8 protein-coding genes are annotated in these 12341 nt (G+C 64.5%); 4 read left to right on the top strand and 4 right to left on the bottom strand.

Annotated features, from left to right (window positions below):
• Window positions 1-79: 79 nt before the first annotated feature.
• The 4 genes from ACCQ03_RS00955 to ACCQ03_RS00970 all read right to left on the bottom strand — a co-directional run bounded on the left by ACCQ03_RS00955 (window position 80) and on the right by ACCQ03_RS00970 (window position 6551).
• Complete coding sequence (locus ACCQ03_RS00955) at window positions 80-613, bottom strand: lipocalin family protein (protein ID WP_209227483.1); 534 nt, start codon at window positions 611-613, stop codon at window positions 80-82.
• Between the two features lie 347 nt (window positions 614-960).
• The gene (locus ACCQ03_RS00960; RefSeq protein ID WP_104590369.1) at window positions 961-1995 is read right to left on the bottom strand and encodes a glycoside hydrolase family 43 protein; all 1035 of its coding nucleotides are present in this window, start codon (window positions 1993-1995) and stop codon (window positions 961-963) included.
• A gap of 36 nt (window positions 1996-2031) precedes the next feature.
• Window positions 2032-3519, bottom strand: a complete 1488-nt coding sequence (locus tag ACCQ03_RS00965; protein ID WP_209227980.1) for an MFS transporter — start codon at window positions 3517-3519, stop codon at window positions 2032-2034.
• A 98-nt stretch (window positions 3520-3617) separates the two neighbouring features.
• Window positions 3618-6551, bottom strand: coding sequence for a TonB-dependent receptor (locus ACCQ03_RS00970; RefSeq protein WP_057678616.1), 2934 nt, complete (start codon window positions 6549-6551; stop codon window positions 3618-3620).
• Between the two features lie 464 nt (window positions 6552-7015).
• Between ACCQ03_RS00970 and ACCQ03_RS00975 the strand changes: the two genes are divergently transcribed.
• The 4 genes from ACCQ03_RS00975 (at window position 7016) to uxaC (ending at window position 12261) form a co-directional block, all read left to right on the top strand.
• A complete protein-coding gene (locus ACCQ03_RS00975) occupies window positions 7016-8329 on the top strand; it encodes an MFS transporter (RefSeq protein ID WP_209227465.1) in 1314 nt (437 codons plus the stop codon).
• A 9-nt stretch (window positions 8330-8338) separates the two neighbouring features.
• Complete coding sequence (locus ACCQ03_RS00980; protein WP_057662075.1) at window positions 8339-9331, top strand: endo-1,4-beta-xylanase; 993 nt, start codon at window positions 8339-8341, stop codon at window positions 9329-9331.
• Between the two features lie 490 nt (window positions 9332-9821).
• Complete coding sequence (locus ACCQ03_RS00985) at window positions 9822-10802, top strand: endo-1,4-beta-xylanase (RefSeq protein ID WP_080949008.1); 981 nt, start codon at window positions 9822-9824, stop codon at window positions 10800-10802.
• Between the two features lie 40 nt (window positions 10803-10842).
• Window positions 10843-12261 (top strand): glucuronate isomerase, encoded by a 1419-nt coding sequence (gene uxaC, locus ACCQ03_RS00990; protein WP_209034360.1) that lies wholly within the window; start codon window positions 10843-10845, stop codon window positions 12259-12261.
• Window positions 12262-12341: the final 80 nt, after the last annotated feature.

Raw genomic sequence — 12341 nt, forward strand, 5'->3', positions numbered from 1 at the left:
CCCGTGTGCGAGAGCCGGCGATGCAGTCACTGCATCGCTGAGCTCGTTACAGTTTTTTCCGAGTCACGACGCCACCGCATCAGCGCTGCGACTGCGGTACGCGGCGCAGCTTTGACACGTCATAGCCCATGGCGGCGATGCGTTGGACAGCCTGCTGATAGTCGGCATCGGACACCTGCGGGGTACGCGCCATGTACCAGACGTAATCGCGCTTGCTGCGCGCCACGATGGTCTGCGCATACGCCGCATCCCGCCAGGCGATCACGTATTCGGCCTTGAACGGCCAGAAGAACTGCATGCTCCATAGCGCACCATTGCCTTCCTTCGCCACCCGGCCGATCGGATGCATGGACTTGAGCGGCTCCTGGAAGCTGCCCTTGCGGTAGGTGAAGGTGGTCTGGATGCGGCCATCCGGCCGCAGCGCATAGCGCTCCACGGCATCATAGGCCTTGCGCTCCGGCCGGGTGGGAATATGCGCGATGACGTACCAGTCGCCCATGAAGCGCGGCACGTCGACGCTGTCTGCGCGGGGCAGGGCGGCACGCGACTCGCTCCCACTTGCACTCCCGTAGACCGCTAGCGTCAGCAACAACAGCATCGAACCACCTCGCATGGCAACCTCCACCAGAAAGAACCCGTAGATAGACCTACGGCGTTGCTGTGCGTCCGGATGCAACCCCATGCGATGCAGTTCCGGACTGAGTGCACGCTGGCGTGGTGTGCCAGCGGCACGACCGTAACGCTCGACATGTCATGGCGGTGTTGAAGCGCCAGGCCGACGCCTTGCGCATGCCAGGAAACGCGCGATCACGGAGTGGTGAGCGCCGGGTCGACGATCAGCCGCAACGAGGATTACGACGCGCTTTGAAAGCGCAACGGTGACAGGACGTGCCGTTCAGTGCCGGCGGTCGAGCCATGACTGACTGGTCGGAGTTTCGGCAGTCGGTAGCCCGACGGCATTCACCAGGGCGATACCGCGTCTTCCCCATATGGATGAATCGTCGCGATCCTTCCATCCGCGTCGTGTTCCAGCGGTGCCATCTTGATGCTGCGCAGATGCGTCTGCCCGCCCGACAAGACAGCATCGTGATAGAACAGATACCACTGGCCGTCGAACAGGCAGATGGAGTGATGCGTGGTCCAGCCGACCACCGGTGCGAGCAGCACGCCCTGGTAGGCGAATGGCCCGTACGGGGTATCGCTGGTGGCGTAGCAGATGCGGTGGGTGTCGCCGGTGGAATACGACAGGTAATAGCGGCCGGCATGGTGGTGGACCCAGGGCCCTTCGAAGAAGCGGCGGGCGTGGTCGCCTGCGCGTAGCGGGGTGCCGTGTTCGTCGAGGATGATGATCTCGCGGGTGGGTTCGGCCAGTTGCGTCATGTCCTCGCGCAGGCGGGCGACGCGCGGGCCGAGTGCGGGCGCGTCGTCGCCCGGTTCCTGATGGTCCGGCGCATAGACGTTGTCGCGGTACTGCTGCAGCTGGCCGCCCCAGATGCCGCCAAAGTACAGGTAATGTGCGCCGTCGTGGTCGGCAAATACTGCCGGGTCGATCGAGTAGGTGCCGGCGATGGGTTCGGCTGCGGCGACGAACGGGCCTTGCGGGCCATCGCCGACCGCCACGCCGATCTGGAAGATGCCGTCGGCCCGCTTGGCGGGAAAATACAGATAGGTCTTGCCGTCGCGCTGCGCGGCATCCGGTGCCCACATCTGGCGCTGTGCCCACGGCACGTCGCGCACGTGCAGCACTTGCCCGAGGTCTTCCACCGGTGCACCGGGATGGGCCATGCGGAAGACGTGGTAGTCGGCCATGTCGAAGTGCGAGCCGTCGTCGCTGAAGGCAACGCCGGCATCGATGTCGTGCGAGGGGTAGATGTACAAGGCGCCGTCGAACACGTGTGCGGAAGGGTCGGCGGTATAGAGGTGGGTGACCAGCGGTGCGGAAATGGCGGTGCGCGCCAGCGCCTGCAGTGCAGCGGTGTGCAGTTCATCGGACATGCGCGTACCTGTGCATGAGGTGGGAGGAAGAGGGCGTCAACTGGTGGCGAGCGCGGCGCTGCGTCGGCGCAGGCCCAGCTCGTGTTCGATGCGGGTTTCCAGCGGCTTGTCGATCTCGTACAGCGCCAGCAACGCGGTGCCGAGCAGGAACGGGATGGACGCATACACGCTGATGGCCAGACGAATGCCGTTTGTCACGGCATCGCTTTGCAGCGGCAGGGCCGCGTCGTAGCCATAGAACGCCAGGATGCCGGCGACCAGCGCGCCGCCGACGCTCAGGCCTATCTTCAGGCCGCACAGCATCGCCGAGAAGATGATCGCGGTAGCGCGGCGGTGGTTCTTCCATTCCGAGTAATCGGCCACGTCGGCGATCATCGCCCACAGCAGCGGGATGGTGATGCCGTAGAAGAAGCCGTGCAGCACGTAGGAGGCGAACACCCAGGCAATCGCAGTCGGCGGATACACGTAGAACGCCAGCAGGAACAGCGTGGAGATTAGCAGCGCGCCGCCGAACACGTTGCGCTTGCCGTAGCGATCGGCCAGCCGCTTGGAGAAGCCGATGCCCACGATCATCGCCAGGATGCCGCCGGCGCTGAACACGCTGAAGGCCGAGGTGGGTGCGTTCTGCGGCCATTGCAGCGCGCTCAGGCCGGCGCCGGTAAGCATGCTGTTGATCGCAGCGATGAAGCGGTTGAAGCCGGCGTTGTCGAGGAACAGCGTCAACGCGTTCGCGTCGAGGGTGTACTTGAAGTAGTAGATGTACATCCCGCCCTTCATGGCGAGATTGATGAAGACCAGGATGGTCAGCGACAGCATTACCAGCCAGGGTTTGTTGCGGACCAGATCGGTGAGGTCCTGGCGCACGCTGCTGCGTTGTTCGCTGATCGGCAGCACGCGCTCGCGGGTGGTGAAGAAGGTGATCAAAAAGCACAGCGTGCCGACGGCGGCGAACAGCGCCATGGTGTTGCGAAAGCCCTGTGCCTTGTCGCCATTGCCCAGGATCAGCACCAGCGGCAGCAACAACACCTGGATGATGAACTGTGCAAACGTCACCGCCAGGAAGCGGTACGCCGACAGGCTGTTGCGCTGCTCCATGCTGCCGGTGAGCACGCCGCTCAACGCCGAGTACGGCAGGTTGTTGGCCACGTACACCAGCATCAGCAGCGTGTAGGTGGCGAAGGCGTAGGCGATCTTGCCCTGCTCGCCGAGTGCGGGTGTGTTGAACGCGGCCAGCGACAAGGCACCGAACGGCACTGCCGTCCACAGGATCCATGGGCGGAACTTGCCCCAGCGCGTGCGGGTGCGGTCGGCCAGGATGCCGACAATGGGCGTGAACACGAACGCGCCGAGCATGCCCACCACGAAGATCAGGGTGGCAGCCACACTCGCCGGGATGCGGAACACATCGGTATAGAAGAACGCCAGGAAGGTGACCAGCGTCTGGAAGATCAGGTTGGCCGCCAGGTCGCCCAGGCTGTAGCCGATCTTTTCGCGCAAGGAGAGCTGTTGTGAGCGATCGTTCATGAGGTGGTGCGGACTCGAAGAATGCTGCGGAAAACGCCGCGGCGCGCATTGCGCCACCGGTCGCCGCTGGGAGGAACGGCGACCGGTGACGACAACACTCAAAAGGTACCGCGGATGCCGAGCATGACGGTGCGCCCGGGCTCGTACAGGTCGTAGGTGGCGTTGGGCCAGGCGAAGGTCGTGCGCAACGGTTCGTTGGTGATGTTGGTGACGTTGAGCGTGATCTGCGGCTTGGACGGCAGCCAATCCAGTGCGTAGCTCGCCGACATATCCAGCTGGCCGCGCGCGTCGGCGTTGAGGCGCGCATACGGAATGCCGTTCTGGTTGGCGCCGGAGATCACCATGTCGTCGTTCCAGGTGTAGGACAGGCGGATCGAGGCGGCATCCTTTTCCCAGTAGACGGTTCCGTTCCAGAGATTGGGTGCGACACCGACGGCCACCGCCGGCACGCCTTCGCCTTCGGACTGCTGGTTGACGTGGGTGTAGTTGAGGCTGAAGCCCAGGCCGTCGAACAGCTTGTCCAGCGGCTGGACCCAGATGGCCTCGGTGCCGCGGATATTGAGCACACCATCGGCATTGACCTGCGTCTGCACATCCACGGTGGCCGCATTGGGGCCGCCGCGCTGGGCCAGGCCGGCCTGCTGGATCGGCAACAGGGTGTCGTAGTTCACGCCCAGGTCGTTGAACGGGATGCGGCGTATGCCGTTGACGGTGAAGCCGGTGATGCGCTTGTTGAACAGGGTCAGGCCCACATAGCCTTCGCCGCCGGTGTACCACTCGCCGCCGAAGTCCACATTGGTCGACAGATACGGCTTGAGGTTCGGATTGCCCTGCGTGGCGGTCTGCGCGGAAGGGTCGCTGAAATTGGTGTTGGGCAGCATCGCGCTGGGATCGGGGCGGGTCAGCGTGCGCGAGCTGGACAGGCGCACGACCACCTTGTCGGCCACGTCCCACGCCACGTTGAACGAGGGCAGGGTTTCCTTGTAATCCGAATCCAGCACCTGCACGCTGCGGACACCGTTGATGGTGACCGGGCCGGTAATGGTCTGGTCGGTGGTCACATAGCGCACACCGGCGTTGAAGCGCATGGTGCGGTTCCAGACGTCGGCTTCGGCATTGGTCTCGATGTAGAAGCCCAGGTTTTTTTCGCGGATGCCGCCGGTCGAAGCGCCGGTGTTGGCCGAGTTGCTCTCCGGTGCGGCATCGCGCAGAGCGTAGTAGTTGGTGTCGGCCAGGAAGCGGGAGAAGTCGGCCGTGATGAAGCCGTCTGGGCCGGGTTTCAGATAACTGGCCAGGGCCGAGTTCGGGATTGCCGAGCCGGCGCCGCCATTGCACACGTTGCCGCCGTTGCCGCGGCACACCACCTGTTCCCAGGCGGTGCTGTTGTCGAAACCGCGGATGGTGCGCTCGGCCATGTCGTAGGACGCGCCGATCTTGACGTTGCGCTTGTCCTCGTCGAACTGCAGATCGGCGCGCGCGCCGCGCGTTTCGGTCTGGCGCTTTTCGTTCTGGATATTGACCCGGCCGCCCGTCCAGCCCCAGCCCAGATTGGGGTCGTTGAGATCGAGCGGGCTGGTGATGCTGGGGCGGTCGCCGCCTTCGTTGCGGTAATCCACGGTGGTGAACGGCGAGGTGACCAGGATGCTGGGCGATTCGCGCGCTAGCCAGCTACGGGTGGCATTGGCCTGCACATTGAGCTTGATGTCCTGCTCGGCGCCAAACAGCAGTTCCGCACCGGGATTGACGCTCCAGAACTTGACGTTTTCATGGTACGGGCGCGCTTCCAAGAAATATTGCGCATTGGCGAAGGTGGCGCTGGTCACCACGTTGTTCTGATCCACCTGCATGCCGAGCGGGATCATGTTGCCGTTGCGGCCGATCAGATTCATGCTGATCCGCTCGGTGGTGCGCTCGGCTTCGGAGTACAGCGTGTCCAGGTAAAAATGCATGTTGTCGGACGGGCGCCATTCCAGCGACATCACCGACGCATCGCGGTCGCGATCACCACTCATGTAGACGCGGCGGCCCAGACGCGGGATCAGCGCATCGCTGATCTGGTCGATGTTCAGGCCCGGGTTGCGCGCCAGCAGCCAGGCGGCGTCGATGGTTTCGCCGGTGGTGAGGCCGCTGCCGGCAGTGGCGGGCACCGTGTCGGGAATGCGCCAGTTGCCGCCGCCATTGACGTTGCACGCCGCCGGTTGGTTGGTGGCTGGCGTGCCTGCCGGCGGCGCGAGGCCGCACTGGGTGTAGGTGAGGCCGGGGTTGGTCCAGCCCACGCTTTCGAAACCGCGCACGCCGAGTTTGCTGCGCACCGACGCCACGCCGAACAATGCGCCGAAGGTGCCGGCTTCATTGGTCCAGCTGCCCATGAAGGCGCCGCGTGGGGTGGTTTTTTCGCTGGTGCTGTTCCAGTCGGCCTGCGCCTGATAGGTGAAGTGCACACCGGGGCGATCGAACGGGCGCGCGCTGCGCATGTCCACGACGCCGGAAACGCCACCTTCGAGCATGCTCGCAGTGGGTGTCTTGCTCACCGTGAGCTGGGTGAAGAATTCGGTGGGGAACAGATTCAGATCGACTTCACGGTTCTGGTTCTGCGCATTCAGGCCGATCGAGGCGGTGGCGATGCTGGCGCCGTTGAGCGTGGTCTTGGTGAAGCTGGTGCCCAGGCCGCGGATGGCGATATTGAGACCTTCGCCATTGACGTCGCGCGCCAGCTGCACGCCGGGAATGCGGTTGAGCGACTCGGCGATATTCATGTCCGGAAACTTGCCGATGTCTTCGGCAAACACCGTGTCGGCAAAGCCGACCGAATCGCGCTTGGCGTCGGTGGAGAACTGGATGCTGCGTCGGTAGCCGGACACGGTGACGGTATCCAGCTGGGTCACCGCATCATTATTGCCGGCAGTGGTGGGTGGGGTTTGCGCCGTGCCCTGGGCATCGGCGGACTGTGCCCAGGCGGCAGTGCCGGACATGCCCAGCAGGATGGATCCCAACGCGCAGGACAACGCGGTTCGTGCGTAGCTGTTCTTCACCGTAATCCCTTCCCTAACAGGTAGCAGATGTCCCACGCATCGCCCCTGCGCAGGGAGTGTCGCTGCCGCTGCGCGGCGATGGTGCGATGGGGGAGACGGACGATCAGTGCATTTGATGTTAGCGCTAACAAATTCGGAACATCACGCTGCAGGGCAGCATAGAAGCGTGGACGTGTCGGCAAGCCGCCGGCCAACCCACGCCGTCGCGCCAGAGGCGCTTGCGTACGGGAGCGCAGTGCTGCACTGCGCGATGGATTTATCGCGATGCCGTGGTAATGGTAGCGCTATCATCCGTGGCGCAAGGCCACCTTCGTGCAGGTGCAGTGGTCGATGAATCGAACCGAAGAACACGCCAGCGACGGGCCCGGCCGGCACCTGACGGGTGCACGCACGCACCACATCGGCCAAATCGGCCAACCCGTGCAACACGCCGGCGCGCTGGCGCGCCTGCACAGGCTACGCGCATGAGCGAGCTGCCCGCCGCGGCGCCGGAGGCTGCATCGGCAAGACTCGGTCGGGTGCGCTGGCGGGTCTGCGCCTTGCTGTTGGCCGCCACCACCATCAACTACGTGGACCGCCAGGTATTGGGCGTGCTGGCGCCGTTCCTGCAGACCCAGATCGGTTGGAACGAAATCCAGTACGGCTATATCGTCACCGCATTCCAGGCGGCGTATGCGCTGGGCTTGCTGTGCAGCGGTGCCGTGATCGACCGCTTCGGCACTCGGCTCGGCTATGCGCTGGCGATCGGCCTCTGGAGCCTGGCGGCGATGGGGCACGCCCTGGCCACCAGCGTGGTGGGGTTTGCGATTGCGCGGTTTTTCCTGGGCCTGGGCGAATCGGGCAACTTTCCTGCAGCGCTCAAGACGGTGGCCGAATGGTTCCCGCGCCGTGAGCGCGCGCTGGCCACCGGCATCTTCAATTCCGGCTCCAATATCGGTGCCATCGTCGCCCCATTGCTGGTGCCGTTGATTGCCACCGCCTGGGGCTGGCAGGCGGCGTTCCTGTTCACCGGCGTGCTCAGTGCCACCTGGTTGGCGGTGTGGTGGTTCAGCTATCACCCGCCGGAGCAGCAACCCCGGTTGTCTGCCGCAGAACTGGCGCATATCCGCAGCGATGCGCATGAGCCGGTGCAGCGCCGGCTGTCCTGGTTACAGGTGCTGCGGCATCGGCAAGCCTGGGCGTTTGTGCTGGGCAAGTTCATCACCGACCCGATCTGGTGGTTATTCCTGTTCTGGCTGCCGAAGTTCCTGCATGCCGAATATGGCTTGAGCCTGCTGCAGTTGGGCGTGCCCCTGATCGTGATCTTCGTGCTGGCCGATATCGGCAGCATTGCCGGTGGTTGGGTGGCCGGGCGTTTCATCGCGCGTGGCTGGAGCGTCAATCGCGCACGCAAGAGCGCGATGCTGATCTGCGCGGTTTCGGTGGTACCCATCGTCTTTGCCGCACGCGCCGACAACCTGTGGCTGGCGGTTGCGCTGATCGGGTTGGCGACCGCCGCGCATCAGGGCTGGTCGGCGAACCTGTTTACGCTGCCTTCGGACATGTTTCCGCGCCACGCGGTCGCCACCGTGGTGGGCATCGGCGGCTTTGCCGGTGCGGTGGGCGGCATGTTGATCGCCACCTTCATCGGCTTCCTGTTGCAAGCCACCGGCAGCTATGTGCCGGTGTTCCTGATGGCAGGCTCTGCCTACCTGCTGGCATTGGCCGTCGTGCACACGCTGGTGCCGCGGCTGGAGCCGGCGCAGTTGCCTGCCGATCCAGCGCCGACATCATCCTGAGGTGAGCTTATGCACATGCGCGCAGTAACACTGGGGCTGTTGATGGCGGCGGGCATGGCTGCGCCAGCACACGCGGCACCGCTGGCAGCGACCGCGTCCAAGTTCCTCGGAAGTGCGTACGGCGCGCAGCAGGCACCGGGGTTTGCGCAGTACTGGAACAAGCTCACCCCGGAAAACGGCGGCAAATGGGGCAGTGTGGAGGCCGTGCGCGACCAGATGGACTGGAGCACGCTGGATGCGGCATACCGGTTCGCGCAGGCCAATCAGATGCCATTCCAGATGCATGTCATGGTGTGGCGCAACCAGCAGCCGGAGTGGATCAAGACCTTGCCGCCGGCCGAGCAGCGCCGCGAGATCGAGCAATGGTTTGCCGCCGTTGCGCAGCGCTACCCGGATATCGCGCTGCTGGAGGTGGTGAACGAGCCCCTCAACGATCCGCCCAGCAAGGCCGATACCGGCGGCGGCAATTATCTGCAGGCGTTGGGAGGCAGTGGCGACAGCGGCTGGGAATGGGTGCTGCAATCGTTTCGGCTTGCGCGCCAGCATTTTCCGCACACCAAGTTGATGATCAACGACTACAGCATCACCAATAGCGCGCAGGCGACGCAGAAGTATTTGCAGATCGTGCGGCTGCTGCAGGGTGAAAACCTGGTCGATGCCATCGGCGTGCAGGAGCATGCCTTCGAGACCACGCCGGAGGTGGCGATGTCGGTGCATCGCGACAATCTGGATGCATTGGCCGCCACCGGCCTGCCGATCTACATCACCGAGTTCGATCTGGACGGGCCGACCGATGCGCAGCAGCTGGCCGACTACAAGCGGGTGTTCCCGCTGTTCTGGGAACACCCGGCAGTGCATGGCATCACCTTGTGGGGCTTTCGGCCCGGCTTGTGGCGCAGCAAGGAAGCGGCGTATCTGATCCGCGCCGACGGCACCGAACGTCCCGCGCTCACGTGGCTGCGCGATTACGTTGCGGCCCATCCCGGGACACCTGCACCATGACAATGGCCGATGCGCGCCGCGCCCACAGAGGTCTGCGTGGTGTCCCGGCCTCGTGCCGATGGCCTCACGTTGGCGCGCGGGCTGCATGCACTACGTGGCTGGTCGTCGTGCTGATCGGGCTGACCACCGCCGCGCGACAAGGCTGTTGGGCGTGTCTTTTGACGCCGCTGTCCGACTCGCCTGCCTGTCATGCAGGTGCAACAGTCGCCGGCCTCGGCGGCATGGCGATCGCCCTTTTCATTGGTTTCGTTTTGCAGGCCATCGGCAGCGACATTCCGATATTTTTTTGCGGCGGGTGCGGCCTACTTCCTGGCGCTGGCGCTGGCGCTGGCGGTGGTGCACCGCCTGGTGCCACGGGGCAGCCGGCGCGAGTGGAGCAACCGGCCTAGACGCGGTTCACAGGTGTCTGCGCACGTTGGCGTCGATCCGGCGCACGTCAGCGTACCTGGCCTTTCCGTGACTGCCTTGCTCACTTATCGAGGATGCAAACATGTTGAAACTTCGTTACCCACTCACGCTTGTGCTGTTGCTGGGCGCTTGTGCGTCCGCTGTTGCCGGGCCGATCGCTGCCGGCAAGCAGCGCGCCCTGGGCAGCGCCTACAGCCCACAGCAAGCGCAGGGCTTCACCAACTACTGGAATGCCGCTGTTCCCGAAAATGCGGGCAAATGGGGCAGCGTCGAAGCGGTGCGCGGCCAGATGAATTGGGGCCCGCTCGACGAGGCCTATCAGCTGGCCAAGCGCAACCATATGCAGTTCCAGTTCCACGTGGGTCTTTGGGGTGCACAGCAGCCGACGTGGGTGCGCACCCTGCCGCCAAACGAGCAGCTTGCTGCGATCGAGCACTGGTTTGCCGCCATTGCGCAGCGCTACCCCGACATCGATCTGATGCAGGTGGCCAATGAGACGCTGCCGAACCACAATCAGCCCGACAACCGTAACGCCAATTCGGGCAATTATCTGCAGGCGCTGGGCGGTACCGGGGCGACCGGCGTGGACTGGGTGCTTGAGGAATTCCGCCTGGGACGCAAGTATTTCCCGCATACCAAGCTGATGATCAACGACTACGGCATCACCGGCGATACGGCCGCTGCCAAGCAGTATCTGCGGACCATCCAGCTGTTGCAGCAAGAACACCTGATCGATGCGATCGGCATCCAGGGACACTCCTTCGAGACGTCCTATGCATCGGTGTCGGTGCAGCGCGGCAACCTGGACCTGCTGGCCACCACCGGGCTGCCGATCTACATCACCGAGTTCGACCTGGACGGGCGTACCGATGCAGAGCAGTTGGCCGCTTACCAGCGCATCTTCCCGCTGTTCTGGGAGCACCCGGCCGTGCGTGGGGTGAACCTGTGGGGCTTCCGTCACGGTCTGTGGCGCGACAGCGAAGGTGCGTATCTGATTAATTACGATGGGAGCGAGCGCCCGGCATTGACCTGGCTACGCAGCTACGTTGCCAGCAAGCCCTGAACAGGCTTCCTCCTCACTGTCCATAGGGCTGATATCGATCATGCGTTCTTCCGTGTTGTCCTTGCATCCCGATCGTTTGCTGCCGGCCGATCCCGGCACGCGCGCGATCGCCCGCCGCCTGTACGCACAGGTGGCAACGCTGCCGATCATCAGCCCGCATGGCCACACCGACCCCGCCTGGTTCGCCACCAATGCAGCGTTCGCCAACGCGACCGAACTGTTGTTGGTGCCAGACCACTATGTATTCCGCATGTTGTACAGCCAGGGCATCGACCTCGATGCCCTGGGCATCCCGCGCGCAGATGGAACCCGCGCAGCAGTCGACCCGCGGGCGGCATGGCGCGTGTTTGCCGAGCACTACGCGTTGTTGCGCGGCACGCCGTCGGCGCTGTGGCTCAATCATGTGTTCCACGACGTTTTCGATTTGCGTGTCCGCCTCGATGCCGGCACCGCCGATCACTATTACGACCACATCACCGCCGCGCTGCAAACGTCGGCATTCCTGCCGCGTGCGCTGTTCGAGCGCTTCAATATCGAGGTGATCGCCACCACCGAATCGCCGCTGGATCGGCTGCAGCACCACGCGGCCATTGCCGCCAGCGGTTGGCAGGGGCGGGTAGTGACGGCGTATCGCCCTGACCCGGTCGTGGACCCGGAGCACGAGCAGTTTGCCGGCGCGCTGGAGCAGTTTGGCGCGCTCACCGGTGAGGACGTGCTGACCTGGGATGGCTACCTGCGTGCGCATCGGCAACGGCGCGCGTTCTTTGCCGCGCATGGCGCCACCTCGACCGATCACGGGCACCCCAGCGCCGCGACCGCCGATCTGTCGCGGGCCGAGGCGCAGCGCCTGTTCGATACGGCGGTGCGCGGTGCGGCCACGCCGGAGCAGGCAGAACTGTTTCGCGCGCAGGTGCTGACCGAAATGGCGGCAATGAGCCTGGACGACGGCCTGGTGATGCAGCTGCATCCGGGCTGCTTCCGCAATCACAACCGGCAGCTGTTCGAGCGGTACGGACGCGACAAGGGTGCCGATATTCCGATGCGCACCGACTATGTGCATGCGTTGAAGCCCTTGCTGGACCGGCATGGCAACGATGCACGCTTGCGCCTGATCGTGTTCACCCTGGACGAAACCAGCTACAGCCGCGAGCTGGCGCCATTGGCCGGGCACTATCCCTCGCTGCTGCTCGGCCCGGCGTGGTGGTTCCATGATGCGCCGGAAGGCATGTGGCGCTTTCGCGAGCAGACCCTGGCCAGCGCCGGCTTCTACAACACGGTGGGCTTCAACGACGATACCCGCGCATTCCTCTCGATTCCGGCGCGGCACGATGTGGCACGGCGCGTGGACAGCGCCTTCCTGGCCAAACTGGTTGCCGAGCATCGGCTGGACGAGGACGAGGCAACCGAGGTGGCGATCGACCTGGCCTACCGCCTACCCAAGCAAGCGTACAAGCTGTGAGGTGGCGCAAACGGAGGGCGGCAGCACCGACGTGTGCGCACGCCGCATGACTACATCCTGCGCAGCGGCAGGGTCGGTGA

The organism is Xanthomonas sp. NCPPB 3569 (assembly GCF_041475645.2).
GTDB lineage: Bacteria > Pseudomonadota > Gammaproteobacteria > Xanthomonadales > Xanthomonadaceae > Xanthomonas > Xanthomonas phaseoli.